Origin of the sequence: Nocardia sp. NPDC060249, from assembly GCF_042728755.1 — a bacterium.
In the GTDB taxonomy this organism is placed as follows: domain Bacteria; phylum Actinomycetota; class Actinomycetes; order Mycobacteriales; family Mycobacteriaceae; genus Nocardia.
Genome location: NZ_JBHXAQ010000003.1, coordinates 501,154 through 516,546 on the forward strand (window position 1 = coordinate 501,154; position 15,393 = coordinate 516,546).

The 15,393-nt window shown below is 68.5% G+C and carries 14 protein-coding genes; 6 read left to right on the forward strand and 8 right to left on the reverse strand.

Translation table 11 applies throughout. The features are described from left to right. Positions 1 to 15: 15 nt before the first annotated feature. The 5 genes from ACFWFP_RS16135 to ACFWFP_RS16155 form a co-directional block, all read right to left on the reverse strand. Positions 16 to 1,050, reverse strand: a complete 1,035-nt coding sequence (locus ACFWFP_RS16135) for a hypothetical protein (protein WP_379295699.1) — start codon at positions 1,048 to 1,050, stop codon at positions 16 to 18. Then, positions 1,047 to 1,562, reverse strand: a complete 516-nt coding sequence (locus ACFWFP_RS16140; protein WP_379295701.1) for an ImmA/IrrE family metallo-endopeptidase — start codon at positions 1,560 to 1,562, stop codon at positions 1,047 to 1,049. Before ACFWFP_RS16140 ends, ACFWFP_RS16135 begins: the two co-directional genes overlap by 4 nt. 11 nt (positions 1,563 to 1,573) lie before the next feature. Next, positions 1,574 to 2,749, reverse strand: a complete 1,176-nt coding sequence (locus tag ACFWFP_RS16145) for a hypothetical protein (protein ID WP_379295703.1) — start codon at positions 2,747 to 2,749, stop codon at positions 1,574 to 1,576. A 201-nt stretch (positions 2,750 to 2,950) separates the two neighbouring features. Beyond that, positions 2,951 to 3,859, reverse strand: a complete 909-nt coding sequence (locus ACFWFP_RS16150) for an SDR family oxidoreductase (protein ID WP_379295705.1) — start codon at positions 3,857 to 3,859, stop codon at positions 2,951 to 2,953. A 221-nt stretch (positions 3,860 to 4,080) separates the two neighbouring features. Beyond that, positions 4,081 to 4,857: an SDR family oxidoreductase gene (locus ACFWFP_RS16155; RefSeq protein ID WP_379295707.1), complete on the reverse strand. Its 777-nt coding sequence runs from the start codon at positions 4,855 to 4,857 to the stop codon at positions 4,081 to 4,083. Between the two features lie 70 nt (positions 4,858 to 4,927). On the opposite strand from ACFWFP_RS16155, the gene ACFWFP_RS16160 reads away from it, so the two are divergent. The 6 genes from ACFWFP_RS16160 to arcA all read left to right on the forward strand — a co-directional run bounded on the left by ACFWFP_RS16160 (position 4,928) and on the right by arcA (position 11,507). Continuing rightward, positions 4,928 to 5,692 (forward strand): enoyl-CoA hydratase family protein, encoded by a 765-nt coding sequence (locus tag ACFWFP_RS16160; RefSeq protein ID WP_379295709.1) that lies wholly within the window; start codon positions 4,928 to 4,930, stop codon positions 5,690 to 5,692. Continuing rightward, complete coding sequence (locus ACFWFP_RS16165) at positions 5,689 to 6,579, forward strand: CoA transferase subunit A (RefSeq protein WP_379296003.1); 891 nt, start codon at positions 5,689 to 5,691, stop codon at positions 6,577 to 6,579. The genes ACFWFP_RS16160 and ACFWFP_RS16165 overlap by 4 nt, the downstream gene beginning before the upstream one ends. Further along, a complete protein-coding gene (locus tag ACFWFP_RS16170) occupies positions 6,576 to 7,340 on the forward strand; it encodes a CoA-transferase subunit beta (protein WP_379295711.1) in 765 nt (254 codons plus the stop codon). The genes ACFWFP_RS16165 and ACFWFP_RS16170 overlap by 4 nt, the downstream gene beginning before the upstream one ends. Further along, the gene (locus ACFWFP_RS16175; RefSeq protein ID WP_379295713.1) at positions 7,337 to 8,422 is read left to right on the forward strand and encodes an NAD(P)H-dependent flavin oxidoreductase; all 1,086 of its coding nucleotides are present in this window, start codon (positions 7,337 to 7,339) and stop codon (positions 8,420 to 8,422) included. The genes ACFWFP_RS16170 and ACFWFP_RS16175 overlap by 4 nt, the downstream gene beginning before the upstream one ends. A 369-nt stretch (positions 8,423 to 8,791) precedes the next feature. Beyond that, positions 8,792 to 10,231: a basic amino acid/polyamine antiporter gene (locus tag ACFWFP_RS16180; protein WP_379295715.1), complete on the forward strand. Its 1,440-nt coding sequence runs from the start codon at positions 8,792 to 8,794 to the stop codon at positions 10,229 to 10,231. A 25-nt stretch (positions 10,232 to 10,256) separates the two neighbouring features. Continuing rightward, the gene (gene arcA, locus ACFWFP_RS16185; protein ID WP_379295717.1) at positions 10,257 to 11,507 is read left to right on the forward strand and encodes an arginine deiminase; all 1,251 of its coding nucleotides are present in this window, start codon (positions 10,257 to 10,259) and stop codon (positions 11,505 to 11,507) included. A 22-nt stretch (positions 11,508 to 11,529) separates the two neighbouring features. On the opposite strand, the gene ACFWFP_RS16190 is transcribed toward arcA, so the two are convergent. Genes ACFWFP_RS16190 through ACFWFP_RS16200 form a run of 3 tightly spaced genes read right to left on the reverse strand, consistent with a single transcriptional unit; the run spans position 11,530 to position 15,355 of the window. Further along, entirely contained in the window at positions 11,530 to 13,491 is a 1,962-nt protein-coding gene (locus tag ACFWFP_RS16190) for a molybdopterin-dependent oxidoreductase (RefSeq protein ID WP_379295719.1), read from the reverse strand. A gap of 33 nt (positions 13,492 to 13,524) precedes the next feature. Further along, positions 13,525 to 14,688, reverse strand: a complete 1,164-nt coding sequence (locus ACFWFP_RS16195) for an acetyl-CoA C-acetyltransferase (protein WP_379296005.1) — start codon at positions 14,686 to 14,688, stop codon at positions 13,525 to 13,527. A gap of 46 nt (positions 14,689 to 14,734) precedes the next feature. Further along, entirely contained in the window at positions 14,735 to 15,355 is a 621-nt protein-coding gene (locus ACFWFP_RS16200) for a TetR/AcrR family transcriptional regulator (RefSeq protein ID WP_379295721.1), read from the reverse strand. Between the last annotated feature and the right edge of the window lie 38 nt (positions 15,356 to 15,393).

Genomic DNA, 15,393 nt, shown 5'->3' on the forward strand with positions numbered 1-15,393 from the left:
TTTCTGCGTATCGGCCTAGGTCGGGGAAGCGGCGGTCCGCGGTGCCGCCTTCGCGTCCGCCACGGCGTACTCGTACTGATTCGCGAGCGCCAGCACCCAGCCGCGGGGGCTGATGCCGGGCGGCGGAGCGATCCAGCGCGCGTCGACGAACAAGTCCCCCAACGGATTTCGCGCCCACTCGGCCACCACCGCGGCCCGCTGCGGCACCGAATTCGGCGGCTCACCGGCCGCCGAAATCACGATGCCGCTGCCCGAGAGCAGATACAGCGAGTCCATCACCTGTGCCATGTGATCGGAAGCCTTGAGCTGTGCGGAGGTGGCGTTCTGTTCGGGCGCGACCACCTCGGGGAACCGGCCGACCATCAACTGGTGCAGCGGCCGGATCTTGCGCAGCAGGAGCTTGGCCCGCCACCACAGCTCGATCACGATCGACACGGCACCGAGCGCGATCAGCAGCGCCGCGATCTCCCACGCGGCCCAGCCCCACAGCGGTTCGTTGGGCGGCGTCGGTGCGGCGTGCTGGAACGCGCGGCCCACATTGGCGACCGCGAGCACCGCGACCAGAGCGGTACCCGTGATGTAGACGGCGATGCCGCGACCGAGGATGGTCCAGTCCAGGTTGCGCAGCCCGGTGGTGACGATGAACACCGCGCCGAGCGCGACCGCGATCCAGCCGAAGGTGAACGACCACGCCAGGGTGATGGCGATCGCCACCGCGCCGATGCCGTAGACGACCATCGCGACCTGGCGCAGATTGCGCCGCGAGACCACCGGCCACGCGGCCGAGGCCACCACCGAGGTGGCCGTGGTGAACAGGATCCAGGCGGAGATCACGAGGCCGGTGGACAGCCAGCCGCTGTGCACACCGCTCTTCATCAGATTGTCGATGGCAACCGCCATCTCGGGAATGGCGACGGTGACCGCGAGTGCCACGGCGGCGACCGCGACGACGATCGCCACACGGGCGGTCGTCGCGGGCTTCACCAGCACGCGACCCACTCGCGCTCCCGCGGCAACCCAGACCAGCAGGGCTGTCAACCAGAGTGTCATCCGAGTGCCTCATCGAATCGAAGGACCGAGACGCCTGCGCCCCGGTTGCTGAACACGCGCAGACGGGTCATGAGCATGGCCGCGAAGGTCTCGGCTTCCCATTCGGCCAGATCGTCGGCGCCGTCGTCGACGATCTGCGCGTGGGCGCGCTGGCTGAGCATGTAGGCGATCAGATCGTCGCTGACTTCCAGCGTCGTCTCCGCCGCGGGGGCGCCTTCGTGGTCGAAGACGATGTGGCCGAGTTCGTGCGCGAGGGTGTGATCGCGACTCGGCAGGGCGTCGGCGAGCACGATGATGTCGCGTTCCGGATAGAACCGGCGCTGACCGCAGACGCCGGGGCCCAGGTTCGCGCTGGTGATCTCGATCTCGCGTTTGCGCTCCAGCGAGATGGCATAGACCACCTCGTCGAGGCTGGTGGCGTCGGAGTCGGCGGCCACCGCGCACACCGCGTCGACGGCGGCGGCGACGCGGCGATAGGACCGGGAGGTGCTCTGGGTCGTGCTCTTACTCATCGAAGATCCCCTCACGACCTCGGTCCGAAGAATTCGGCACGCGCCGCGTTCACCCGCGCTTGGGCCGCCGCCGCACCTTGGAAACTCACTGCGCCCGAGCCGGTTCCGGCCAGCGTCAGCGCGATCAGGCCGCCGATCACCGACAGCAGCTCGGGTTCGGGCAGGCCACTGTTGTCACTGGTCGGCTTGAACTCGTGGTTCGGCTTGGCCGCCGGCACCGGTGCCGCCGCAGCGGGCGGCGCGGCAGGTGCCGGAGCCTCGGCCGCCGGCGGTGCTGCGGCCGGAACAGGCACTGCCACAGCGATATTCGGGACACCGGGAACCGCGGGCGTGGGTGGGATCGCGATCGACGGAAGAGCGGGTACGGCCGGTACCGAAGGGATCGGGATCAGGAGCAACAGCAGGGGCGAGGCCGAGCCGACTGCCGCCGAACCGACGGCGGCGGAACCGACAGCGGCCGAGCCCGCGCCCGCGGAACCTACCGCGGCAGAACCGGCAGCAGCGGAACCCACTGCCGCAGAACCTGTTCCGAGGACCGCCGAGCCCGCGCCGAGGGCGGCCGAACCGGTCCCCGCGGCGGCCGAGCCGACCGCGGCCGAGCCGGTACCGAGTACTGCCGCGGCACCGGCCGAACCTGTGCCGAGGACCGCGGCCGCACCCGCCGAGCCGGTGCCGAGGATGGCGGCCGCGCCCGCGGAGCCGGTGCCGAGGACCACCCCGAGTCCCGCCGAGCCGGTACCGAGCAGCACTCCGAGGCCAGCGGAACCGGTGCCGAGGACCGCGCCCGCGGCGGCCGAACCCGCGCCTGCGGCGGAGCCGACGGCGGCTGATCCGGAGAGAGGGCCCGCGACTTCTTTCTTGGGGACGTCAGCGCCGGCCTGGCCGGGGATGGTGAGCGGGGTCCATTCGCCTTCGTCGGCAACCGGGGCGCCCGACTGCGAGGGAACCGGGTCGACACCGGGAGCCGGGTTGGTCGCCTGACCGGGCAGGCTCAGCTCATCGGGTTTGGGCCCCGGAGTGCCCTGACCGCCGCCGTTGCCCTGCCCGGCGCTGCCGCTACCGGGAGGCTGGGCGGCGGGCGTCGGCGGCTTTTCCGGGGCGGCCATGGCGACCGCGGGCCCTAAGAGCGCACAACCGGCCAGCACACTCGCAGCGGCAAATACGCGCAACATGCGACCAATGGCCATGCGCTAGATCATCCCCTTAGTTATTCAGCGCAGAATTACCCCCGGTCGCGACACATTCCGGGATCGACGAACAGTAGCCCATAGTAAACCCACGGTCCCGGGACCGCAGAAGAGAGCAAGAGTCGTCCAGCCCCCTGGACGTGTGTGACATGCCATAAGTGCAGGCCGGGGACTTTCCCCGGCCGCACGACTCAAAGTTTGCTATGCACCGTACACAGGCTCCGGCGGGGTGCTCTTCTCGATCAGTTCCTTGACGACCGGACCCAGTTCGGCGGGATTCCAGCGGGCGCCGCGATCGACCGGAGTGCCGTGCAGCCAGCCCTGCGCCAACGCCACCTTTCCGCCTTCCACCTCGAACATCCGGCCGGTCACGCCGGCGGAATCGGCGCTGCCGAGCCACACGACCAGCGGCGAGATGTTCTCCGGCGCCATCGCGTCGAAGCCCGCGCCGGGGGCGGCCATGGTGTCGGCGAAGACCGTCTCGGTCATCCGGGTGCGGGCGGCGGGAGCGATGGCGTTCACGGTCACGCCGTAGCGCCCGAACTCGGCCGACGCGGTGAGTGTGAGACCCGCGATACCGGCCTTCGCGGCGCCGTAATTGCCCTGGCCGACGCTGCCCTGCAGGCCGGCGCCGGAGCTGGTGTTGATCACGCGGGCGTCCACCGGGCGGCCCGCCTTCGACTCGCCGCGCCAGTACTCGGCCGCGTGCCGCATGGTGGCGAAGTGGCCCTTGAGGTGCACGCGAACCACGGCGTCCCACTCGTCCTCGCCGAGGTTCACCAGCATGCGATCGCGCACGAAGCCCGCGTTGTTGACCAGCACGTCGAGCCCGCCGAAGGTGTCGACGGCCTGACGGATCAGCCGCCGGGCGCCCTCCCAGTCGGCGACGTCGTCGTAGTTGGCGACGGCCTCGCCACCGGCCGCGACGATCTCGTCGACGACCTGCTGAGCGGGGGTTTCCGTGGTCGCGGCACCATCGAGCGCGGTGCCGACATCATTGACCACCACGCGGGCGCCCGCCGCGGCGAAGGCGAGGGCGTGGGCACGGCCGATACCCCGGCCCGCGCCGGTCACGATCACTGTGCGCCCGGCGCAGATCTGGTCATCCATCTTGAGCTCCTGTGTTTATTGGCGGCTGGCGCCGCGGGATTTTCGGCCCTGGGGGCCTCACATCCGAAGGGCGATACTGCGCCTTCGGCGTTCCGTCTCGCCCTTCGGATGCGAGGCGGCCGAAAATCGTGGTGGTTGGGGTGGGTGGGTGGCGTTGGTTGCGGTAGGTGGGGGATGTTCAGTCGCTAGGCGGGGTGACTACTGAGGGTTCGCATGGGCGTCTAGTGGTTCGTGTTGGCGGCGTCTAGGAAGGCGGGGCGTTCGCCGCCGCCGTGGACGAGCAGGGCGGCGCCGCTGATGTGGGTGGCCAGGGGCGAGGCCAGGAACAGGGCGGCGTTGCCTACGTCGGTGGGGTTGGCGAGGCGACCGTGCGGGACCGTCTTCGCCACGGCGGCCACGCCGTCGGCGTCGCCGTAGTGCAGGTGGCTGAGTTCGGTTTCCACCGGGCCGACGACGACGGAGTTGAGCCGGACTTTCGGGGCCCACTCGACGGCCAGCGAGGAGACCAGGTTGTCCAGGCCCGCCTTGGCCGCGCCGTAAGCGGCGGTGCCGGGCGAGGGGCGATGGCCGCTGACGCTGGTGATCATCACGATCGAGCCACCCGCGTCCTGCTTCTGCATCAGCGCGTTGGCCTGCTGGGAGATCAGCAGGGGCGCGAGCAGATTCAGCTCGACGATCTTGGCGTGGAATTTAGGGCTCGCGGCGTCGGCCATCGCGAACGGCGCACCACCCGCGTTGTTCACCACATGGTCGATCCGGCCGTGCCTGGCGACGATCTCGGCGAACATGGCCGCCACCGCGTCGACATCGCGCACGTCGCAGGTGAGGTGTTCGGTGCCGCGCTCCCCCACCGCGATCGGTTCGTCGGCCGGTCTGCGCGCGCAGGTCAGCACCGTCGCGCCCGCGGCGAGGAAGGCCCGGCTGATGCCGGCGCCGACACCGCGTACGCCGCCCGTCACCAGAACGATCTGCTCGGAAAGGTCGATTTCTACAGCCACCGTGTTAACCTACCAAGCAATTGCTTGCTTTGTCTCGGGTTCGCCGGGGCGCGCACGAGGAGACATCGCGATGGGGATAAACCGTCACACCGAAGCCGACGGGGTAGAGGTCGTCACAGTCGACTACCCGCCGGTCAACGCCCTGCCCTCGGACGGCTGGTTCGCACTGGCCGACGCTGTCCGGGCCGCGGGCCGCAACCAGCAGACCCGGGTGGTCGTGTTGCGCGCGGAAGGCCGCGGGTTCAACGCGGGCGTCGACATCAAGGAGATGAACGCCGACGCCGACCACACCGCGCTGATCCGCGCCAACCACGGCTGCTTCGACGCCTTCGCCGCGGTGTACGACTGTGAGGTACCCGTGGTCACCGCCGTGAACGGCTTCTGCCTCGGCGGCGGCATCGGCCTGGTCGGCAACTCCGACGTCATCGTCGCCTCCGACGACGCCACGTTCGGCCTGCCCGAAGTGGACCGTGGCGCGCTCGGCGCCGCCACACACCTGGCCCGGCTGGTCCCCCAGCACCTGATGCGCACCATGTTCTACACCGCGGGCAAGCTCACCGCCCAGCAGCTGCACCACTTCGGCTCGGTGTACAAGGTGGTGCCGCGCGCCGAACTCGACGCCGCCGCGATGGACGTCGCGAAGAATATCGCGAACAAGGACGGCCGCGTGATCCGCGCCGCCAAACGCGCGCTCAACGGCATCGATGTGCAGGACGTGCACCGTTCCTACCGCTACGAACAGGGCTTCACGATGGAGCTCAACCTCGCCGGTGTCGCCGACGAGATCAGGGCGCGCTTCGACGACGATCTCGCCGCGCAGAAGAAGGAGAGCTGAAAGCCATGCGCGACAAGAGAATGACCCTCGACGAGGTGGTCGGCGAGCTGCGCAGCGGCATGACCATCGGCATCGGCGGCTGGGGTTCACGGCGCAAGCCGATGGCGCTGGTGCGCGCGCTGCTGCGCTCCGATGTCACCGACCTGACCGTGGTCACCTACGGCGGTCCCGACCTGGGTCTGCTGTGTTCGGCGGGCAAGGTCCGCAAGGCGTACTACGGGTTCGTCTCGCTGGATTCGGCGCCGTTCTACGACCCGTGGTTCGCGAAGGCGCGCACCGAGGGCGCGATCACCGTGCGCGAGATGGACGAGGGAATGGTGAAGTGCGGGCTGCAAGCGGCCGCCGCACGACTGCCCTTCCTGCCGATCCGGGCCGGGCTCGGCTCGTCGGTGCTCGACTTCTGGGAGGGCGAGCTGAAGACCGTCGCGTCGCCGTATCCCGCTGCCGACGGCCGCGTCGAGACCCTGGTCGCGATGCCCGCCCTGAACCTCGACGCGTCGTTCGTGCACCTGGATCTGGCCGACAAGCACGGCAACGCCGCCTACACGGGCGTCGATCCGTACTTCGACGATCTGTACTGCCTCGCGGCCGAGCGTCGCTATGTCTCGGTGGATCGCCTCGTCGAGACCGAGGAACTGGTGAAAGCCGTTCCGCAACAGTCGATCATCCTCAATCGCATGCTGGTCGACGGCGTGGTGGAGTCGCCCGGTGGCGCGCACTTCACCTTCTCCGGCAGCTATGGGCGCGATGAGAAGTTTCAGAAGCACTATGTGGCGGCCGCGAAGACGCCGGAGTCGTGGGCCGAGTTCAAGGCTCGCTACCTGGATGTCTCCGAAGAGGAATACCAGTCCGCCGTAGCCACTTTCGCCGAGGAGCAGAAGTCATGACCGCAGTGCAGAGCGGAACCATCACCCGCGCCGAGGTCTGTGTCGTCGCGGCGGCGGAGATCTTCCGTGGCGCGGGCGAGATCATGGCCAGCCCGATGTCGACGATCACCACCATCGGCGCCCGGCTCGCCCGGCTCACCTTCGAACCCGATCTGCTGCTGTCCGACGGTGAGGCGCTGTTCTTCGCCGAGGTACCGGCGATCGGCGCGAAAGCTCCTGTCGAGGGCTGGATTCCGTTCTCCCGGGTGTTCGACGTGGTCGCCTCGGGTCGTCGCCATGTGGTGATGGGCGCCAACCAGATCGACCGATTCGGCAACCAGAACCTGTCGGCCTTCGGCCCGCTCCAGCAGCCGACCCGGCAGATGTTCGGTGTACGTGGCGCGCCGGGCAACACGATCAACCACGCGACCAGCTACTTCGTGCCCCGGCACAACAATCGGGTGTTCGTCGAGAACGTCGACATCATCTCCGGAATCGGTTACGACAGAATCGATCCCGAGAACCCCGCCTACCGTTTCCATCACCTGCACCGCGTGGTGACCAACCTGGGCGTGTTCGACTTCAACGGCCCCGATCACACCCTGCGCGCGCTGTCGCTACACCCCGGCGTGAGCCCGGAAGAGGTCGCGGAGAACACCTCCTTCGAGATCGCCGAGCTGGGTGCGGCGGGCGAGACCAGGCTGCCGACCGAGGAAGAGCTGCGGATCATCCGAACCGTGCTCGATCCCAAGGGTTTCCGGGAGAAGGAAGTAGCGGCATGAGCGCGCGCTTGCGGACTCCGCTGACCGAACTGGTCGGCATCGAACACCCGGTCGTGCAGACCGGGATGGGCTGGGTCGCCGGCCCACGGCTGGTCGCGGCCACCGCCAACGCGGGCGGACTCGGCATTCTCGCCTCGGCGACAATGACGTTCGAGGAGCTCGAAGCGGCGGTCGCCAAGACCAAGTCGCTCACCGACAAGCCCTTCGGCGTGAACATCCGCGCCGACGCCACCGACGCGGGCGAGCGCATCGAACTGCTCATCCGCGAGCAGGTCCGCGTGGCGTCGTTCGCGCTCGCGCCCAAGAAGGAACTCATCGCCCGGCTCAAAGACGCCGGTGTGGTGGTTGTTCCGTCGATCGGTGCGGCCAAGCACGCGGTGAAGGTGGCGTCCTGGGGCGCCGACGCGGTGATCGTGCAGGGCGGTGAGGGCGGTGGGCACACCGGTCCGGTCGCCACCACGCTGCTGCTGCCGTCGGTGCTCGACGCGGTCGATATCCCGGTGATCGCGGCGGGTGGCTTCTTCGACGGTCGCGGCCTGGCCGCCGCGCTGTCCTACGGTGCGGCCGGTGTCGCGATGGGCACCCGCTTCCTGCTCACCCAGGAGAGCACCGTTCCCGAGGCCGTGAAACAGGAGTACCTGGCACGTGGCCTCGGGGACACGGTGGTGTCGGTGAAGGTCGACGGCATGCCGCATCGGATGCTCAACACCGAACTGGTGACCAGGCTCGAACACTCCGGCGGCTGGCGCGGTCTGTCGGCGGCGGTGTCGAACGCGGCCAAGTTCAAGAGCATGACCGGCATGAAATGGTCGACGCTGATGCGTGACGGTCTGGCCATGCGAAAGACCAAGGACCTCAGCTGGTCTCAGGTCGTGATGGCGGCGAACTCGGCGATGCTGACCAAGGCCGGTCTCGTCGAGGGTCGCACCGACGCGGGCGTACTGCCCGCGGGCCAGGTCACCGGCATCATCGACAGCCTGCCCACGGTGGCGGAGCTGATCGACGGAATCGTCACCGACGCCCTCGCCCGGATCGAGGCGATCTCGGCGCTCACCGTCGAGTCCGCCGCCGAAGCCCACTGACCCGGAGCCACACCCCGCTCCCGCCACGAACTCGCCCCGATCGACGGCCCTGAGCCAACCGTCGCTCCCACGGGGCGATCGAGCACCGGACCCGATGCCGCACTCACGAGGTGCGCATCGGGTCCGGTGCTGTGTCGGTTCAGGGTGTCTCGTGGTCGCGACACGCGCCCGAACCCGCTCCCGACGGTGCCCGGTCGCCTAAAGTTTGCCGTACATCGACATCGCACCGGGAGGTCGCATGGACGCCGAGTTTCCACGGCAGGTCCATGGCTCGACGGTGCCGGTATGCGCGATGATTGCCACCCTCCTCACCGCGGCCCTCGGCCCGTGTCCGCCCCATCGCCAGCACCGACCCACAGGAGTAGCGCGATGACAGCCTCGGAACAGACCGCGACCAAGAAGATGCCGCTGCTGACCTTGTCGGCGATGGTGGTCGGCTCCATGGTCGGGGCGGGCGTCTTCTCGCTGCCGCGTAACTTCGGCCAGGCCACCGGCGGATTCGGCGCGATCATCGCCTGGACGATCGCCGGCACCGGAATGCTGATGCTGGCCTTCGTCTTCCAGACGCTGGCCGTGCGCAAACCAGACCTCGACGCCGGTGTCTACGCCTACGCCAAGGCCGGCTTCGGCGAGTACCTCGGCTTCTTCTCCGCGTTCGGGTACTGGGCCAGCGCCTGCGTCGGCAATGTCAGCTACTGGGTACTGATCAAATCCACCCTCGGGCAGGTGCTGCCCATCTTCGGCGAGGGCAACACCGTTCCCGCGGTGCTGCTGTCGACGGTGTGCATCTGGGCGTTCCATTTCATGGTGCTGCGCGGGATCCAGGAAGCCGCCACCATCAACCAGATCGTCACCGTGGCCAAGCTGGTGCCGATCCTGGTGTTCATCGTGGTGCTGCTGTTCTACTTCGACGCCGGTGTCTTCGCCGACAACTTCTGGGGCGGCGACGCGTATTCCGAATCGCTGGTCGAACAGGTGCGTTCGACGATGCTGGTGACAGTCTTCGTGTTCCTCGGTATCGAGGGCGCGAGCGTGTACTCCAGGTACGCGCGCAAGCGCGAGGACATCGGTCGCGCCACCGTGCTCGGATTCCTCAGCGTGCTGGCTATTTTCGCGTCGGTGACGATGGTGTCGTTCGGCATCATGCCGCGCGACGAACTCGCCGTGGCGCAGCAGCCGTCGATGTCGCCGGTCTTCGAATCCGCCGTCGGCACCTGGGGCGCCTGGTTCATCAGTATCGGGCTGATCATCTCGGTCCTCGGCGCCTACCTGGCCTGGACGCTGATGGCCGCCGAAGTGTTGTTCGTGGCGGCGAAAGACCGGGACATGCCGTCGTTCCTGGCCCGGGTCAACGCCGCGAACGTGCCGGTGGTCGCGCTGATCTTCACCACCGTGCTGATCCAGATCGTGCTGGTCACGACGCTGTTCTCCGACGACGCGTTCACCTTCACGCTCAAGCTGTGCAGTTCGCTGTCGCTGGTGCCGTACCTGCTGGCCGCGGCCTACGCGCTCAAGCTCGCCTACACCAGGGAGACCTACGAGCGGATCCAGCCGGGCGATCGCACCAAAGAGCTCGTGATCGCCTTCGTCGCCACCTTCTACACCGCGTTCATGCTCGTCGCGGCCGGCCTCGAATTCCTGCTGCTGTCGTGCATCATCTACGCGCCCGGCACCATCTTGTTCGCCCTGACCCGTCGCGAAGCGGGCAAGCGAGTCTTCTCGCTCTGGGAGGGGGTCCTGTTCGGTGCCGTCGCCCTCGGCGCCGTCATCGGCATCGTCGGCTTGGCGACCGGCGCCATCTCGATCTGAGTCCGCCCGATCTCGAGGAGCAGAAATGACGGCAACCCCCGCCACCGCGTTCGGCGTCCATTCCGAAGTCGGCACCCTGCGCAAGGTGCTGGTCTGCGCGCCCGGCCTGGCGCACGAACGGCTCACCCCGACCAATTGCGATGACCTGCTCTTCGACGACGTGCTGTGGGTGCAGAACGCCAAACGCGACCACTTCGACTTCATGACCAAGATGCGCGACCGCGGCGTCGAGGTGGTGGAGCTGCACAATCTGCTCGCCGAGACCCTCGCCGTGCCCGGCGCGAAGGACTGGATTCTCGACCGCAAGATCGTGGCCAACGAAGTCGGGCTCGGGCTGATCGACGACACCAGGGCCTACCTGGACTCGGTGGACGACCGCACCCTGGCGACCTACCTCATCGGCGGACTCGCGACCGCGGACCTGCCCGCCGAATTCCGTTCCGGGTACCTCGCGCTGGCGCGCGAGCAGACCGGGGTTCGCGAGTATCTGATGCCGCCGCTGCCCAACACCCTCTACACCCGCGACACCACATGCTGGCTCTACGGCGGGGTCACCCTCAATCCGCTGTACTGGCCCGCCCGGCACGACGAGACGCTGCTGATGGCCGCGATCTACGCCTTCCATCCCGACTTCACCGGCGCGAAGATCTGGTGGGGCGATCCCGAACAGGACTGGGGCCTGGCCACTTTCGAGGGCGGCGATGTGATGCCGGTCGGCAACGGGGTGGTCCTGGTGGGGATGAGTGAACGAACGTCGCGGCAGGCGATCACCCAGGTCGCCGCGTCGCTGTTCGCGGCTGGTGCCGCCGAGCGGGTGATCGTGGCGGGGATGCCGAAGCTGCGCTCGGCCATGCACCTGGACACCGTGTTCACCTTCGCCGACCGCGACCTGGTCACGGTGTACCCCGACATCGTCTACAGCATCCACCCGTTCTCCCTGCGGCCCAGCGACCGCGCGCCCGGAGTCGAGGTGATCGAGGAGACCGCGCCGTTCCTCGACGTGGTCGCCGCGTCACTGAACCTGCCGAAGCTGCGGGTGGTGGAGACCGGCGGCGGCTACTACGCCAACGAACGCCAGCAGTGGGACAGCGGCAACAACCTGGTCGCCGTCGAACCCGGCGTCGTGTTCGCCTACGACCGCAACACCCACACCAACGCCGCCCTGCGCAAGGAAGGCGTCGAGGTGATCACCATCGTCGGCGCCGAACTCGGTCGCGGTCGCGGCGGCGGCCACTGCATGACCTGCCCGCTGATCCGCGACGCCGTCGAGTTCTGAGCGGGGCCCGGCGGCGCGGCGATCAGCGGGGACGCACCTCGACGCGGTTGTCGTGGAACACCGCGCCGCCGCCGTAGTCCGAATCTCGTTCGGCGATCGTGGCATTCACGGTGGCGCCGCCGGTGAACTTGGCCCAGCGGCCCTTGGTGGTACCGGCGACCCCGGGTCGCACCCGGTCCGATACCTCGGCGACAGCCTCGAAGGAGCCGCGATCGTTGGCGACGACCACCGCGGCACCATCGGCGATGCCCCGCGCGGCGGCGTCTTCGGGGTGCAGGGTGATGCTGGATTCACCTGCGCGACGGCGTAATTCGGGGTTGGAGCCGAAGGAGCTGTTCAGGAAGTAGTGCGAGGCGGCGGAGATCAGCACCAGACCGTCGCCGGTATCGGCGGGGGGTGTGTAGCCCGGCAGCGGGTCGTGGCCTGCCGATTCCGCTCTGGCGGACACGAACTGGAGCTTGCCCGCGGGCACCGGACCGGCCTGCACCTTGAGGAAACCGTCGGTTCTGAGCCGGTCGAGGTCGTAGCCCTTCAGCAGCTGCCTGGCCAGTTCTTCGTCGGAGTCGTACAGCGCCGGTTCGGTCAGACCGAACCGATGCGAGAGCCTGCGGAAAGTCTCTGTCGTGGAAAGGCATTCGCCCGGCGGCTCGACGGCGGGCTCGTTCCAGATCAGGTACAGGTGGCCGTAGCCCGCGAGCACGTCGAGGTGTTCGGGCTGCATGGTGGCGGGGAGCACGATGTCGGCGTAGTCGACGGTGTCGGTGCCGAAGTGTTCGAGGACCACGGTGAACAGGTCCTCGCGAGACAACCCCTCGATCACGCGACGCTGGTCGGGATTCGAGCCGACCGGATTGGCCCCGATCACGAACAGTGCCTTCACGGGTGGCTCTTCGGCCTCGAGCAGGGCTTCGCCGAGTCTGGTCATCGAGAGTGTGCGGACCGGCTGCGCCAGCAGGTCGTCGCGGGTCAGCGCGTCGACGTCGAGCCGGAAGTGCCCACTGGTCGAATAGTGCAGTCCTCCGCCGGGTATCGCCCAGTCACCGGTGACGCCGGGCAGGCAGGCGAGCACGCGCAGGGCCATCCCGCCACCCGCGTGGCGCTGCATGCCCTGGGAGGCGCGGATCGCCGTCGGCCTGGTGCGCGCGATCCGCTCACCGAGCGCGACGATCCGATCCTGGGCAACGCCCGTGATCGCCGCGGTGCGTTCCGGCGTGAATTCGGCGATGCGGTCCCGGAATTCGGGCCAGCCCTCGGTGTGCTCGGCGATGAACTCCTCGTCCTGCGCGCCGAGCGAGACGATCACGTGCAGCAGGCCGAGTGCGAGCGCCGCGTCGGTGCCGGGCAGTGGGGCGATGTGCTCGTCGCAGCGTTCGGAGGTCTTGGTGCGCACGGGGTCGATCGACACCAGGTACGCGCCGCTGTCCTGCACGAACTTCCACAGATGATGGCCGGAGGTGAGCGGGTTGGTACCCCACAGCAGGATCAGCTTCGACTGCGCGAAGTCCTCGGGGTCCATCCCGCCGGAGGTGCCGAGGGTATAGCGCAGCCCGGCACCGCCCGCGACCGAGCAGATGGTCGGCCGGTGATGCGAGGCCCCGAGCAGGTTGAACATCCGGCGGCCCGGAAAGCCCTCCATCCCCTGGATGTAGCCTAGGCTGCCGGTGCCGTGGAACGGCCAGACCGCCTCACCTCCGAATTCGTCGATGATGCCGGTGACGCGCGCGGCGATCTCGTCGAGCGCGTCGTCCCAGCTGATCCGCTCGAACTGTCCCGACCCCTTCGGCCCCACCCGGCGCATCGGATACCGGAGCCGACCCGGCGCACCGACCTGCTCGAGATACCGGTTCACCTTCACGCACAGCGCACCGCGCGTGACCGGGTGTTCCTTGTTCCCACGCAGCCCCGTGGCGGCCCCGTCCTCGACGGTCACCACCCAGGAGCACGCGTCGGGGCAGTCCAGCGGGCATGCACCGAGCACCTTCACCAGGCCATCATAGGTGGGATGAATTCCCCGGAGCTACTTCACGCCGGCGTCCAGCCGCTCGATGATCGTCACGTTGGCCGTGCCGCCACCCTCGCAGATGGTGAGCAGGCCGTAGCGGCCGTTCACCCGCTCGAGCTCGTTGAGCAGTGTGGCGAACAGCTTGGCGCCGGTCGCGCCGAGCGGGTGGCCGAGCGCGATGGCCCCACCGTTGACGTTCACCTTCGCCGGATCGGCGCCGATCTCCTTGATCCAGGCCAGCACCACCGGGGCGAAGGCCTCGTTGATCTCGATGACGTCGATGTCGTCGATGGTCAGGCCGGTCTTCTCCAGCGCCCACTGGGTGGCCGGGATCGGCGCGCTGAGCATGAAGATCGGGTCGGCGCCGCGCGCGCTGACGTGATGGATGCGGGCGCGTGGGGTGAGGCCGTACTCCTGGACCGCCCATTCCGAGGCGAGCAGGGTGGCGCTGGCGCCGTCGGAGATCTGGCTGGCGACGGCCGCGGTGAGCGGGCTGCCCTCCGACAGCGGCTGCAGCGATGCCATCTTCTCCAGACTGGTCTCGCGCGGGCCCTGGTCGACGGTGAACTCGCCGACCGGCACGATCTCGTTGTCGAAGCGGCCCTCGGCGATGGCGGTCTTGGCGCGCTGATGGCTCTGCAGCGCCCAGTGCTCCATGTCCTCGCGGCTGATGCCCCACTTCTCGGCGATCATCTCGGCGCCCTTGAACTGGGAGACCTCGCCGGTGCCGTAGCGCGAGTCCCAGCCCTTCGCGCCGATGAACGAGGACTCGAAGCCGTACGGCTTGGCCGCGAGCATGGCGGCGCCGATCGGGATGGCGCTCATGTTCTGCACGCCGCCTGCCACGATGACCTCGGCGGTGCCGCTCATGATGGCCTGCGCGCCGAAGTTGATCGCCTGCTGACTGGAACCGCACTGCCGGTCGACGGTGACGCCGGGGACCTCTTCGGGGTAGCCGGCGACCAGCCACATGGTGCGGCCGATATTGCCCGCCTGCGGGCCGAGGTTGTCGACGCAGCCGACGATCACGTCGTCGACCACGGCCGGGTCGATGCCCGTGCGCTCGACGAGTCCACGCAGCGCGGCCGCACCGAGGTCGGCGGAATGCACCTCGGCCAGCGCGCCACCGCGCTTGCCGACCGCGGTACGCACCGCATCGATCACATAGGCCTCCCGCAACGGGGCGTAGGGGCGGCGCTCGGCGGATGCGGTCATGATGGAACTCCTATTTCGCGGTGCTCTCGGGCAGGGTCAGCCCGTCGAGCACGATGGTGAGATATTGCTGGGCAAGGTTTTGCACGGTGATCGGGCCACCGGGGGTGTACCAGCGGACCGCGACCCACACGGTGTCGCGCAGGAAGCGGAAGGCCAGTTCCACGTCGAGTTCGGGCCGGAAGCTGCCGTCGGCCACGCCCGCGGCGAGCACGCGGTGCCACAGGTCGCGGAATTCGGTGTTGAAGTCACGGATGTAACCGAACCGCTCGGCGTCGCGTAGGTTCTTGGCCTCGGCCTGGTAGATCGCGACGGCGGCGTGATGGCGGTCGAACGACTCGTAGGACGCGATCACCAAGGACTCCAAGGTGTCTCGCGAGCTCATGCCCGCGCCCGCGATCTCGCGGTAGCGGCCGAACAGGTCGTCGAGGAATCCGCGCAGGATCTCGTCGACCATCGATTCCTTGGAGTCGAAATGGTGATAGAGACTGCCCGACAGGATGCCCGCCGAGTCGGCGATGTCGCGCACCGTCGTGGCGCGCAGTCCACGTTCGGCGAACAGGTCGGCGGCGAGGTCGAGGAGTTCGGCGCGGCGGGTGCGTTTCACGGTGTCGGGTGCGGTCACACCCGTCATCGTACAACCAAGCACTTGCTTGGTTTCGGAGAACCCGC

What these genes read in the sequence shown, in the direction of transcription:
- ACFWFP_RS16135 (WP_379295699.1), bottom strand. Translation starts at nt 1,050, where the DNA reads ATGACACTCTGGTTGACAGCCCTGCTGGTCTGGGTTGCCGCGGGAGCG.
- ACFWFP_RS16140 (WP_379295701.1), bottom strand. Translation starts at nt 1,562, where the DNA reads ATGAGTAAGAGCACGACCCAGAGCACCTCCCGGTCCTATCGCCGCGTC.
- ACFWFP_RS16145 (WP_379295703.1), bottom strand. Translation starts at nt 2,749, where the DNA reads ATGGCCATTGGTCGCATGTTGCGCGTATTTGCCGCTGCGAGTGTGCTG.
- ACFWFP_RS16150 (WP_379295705.1), bottom strand. Translation starts at nt 3,859, where the DNA reads ATGGATGACCAGATCTGCGCCGGGCGCACAGTGATCGTGACCGGCGCG.
- ACFWFP_RS16160 (WP_379295709.1), top strand. Translation starts at nt 4,928, where the DNA reads ATGGGGATAAACCGTCACACCGAAGCCGACGGGGTAGAGGTCGTCACA.
- ACFWFP_RS16170 (WP_379295711.1), top strand. Translation starts at nt 6,576, where the DNA reads ATGACCGCAGTGCAGAGCGGAACCATCACCCGCGCCGAGGTCTGTGTC.
- ACFWFP_RS16175 (WP_379295713.1), top strand. Translation starts at nt 7,337, where the DNA reads ATGAGCGCGCGCTTGCGGACTCCGCTGACCGAACTGGTCGGCATCGAA.
- ACFWFP_RS16180 (WP_379295715.1), top strand. Translation starts at nt 8,792, where the DNA reads ATGACAGCCTCGGAACAGACCGCGACCAAGAAGATGCCGCTGCTGACC.
- arcA (WP_379295717.1), top strand. Translation starts at nt 10,257, where the DNA reads ATGACGGCAACCCCCGCCACCGCGTTCGGCGTCCATTCCGAAGTCGGC.
- ACFWFP_RS16200 (WP_379295721.1), bottom strand. Translation starts at nt 15,355, where the DNA reads ATGACGGGTGTGACCGCACCCGACACCGTGAAACGCACCCGCCGCGCC.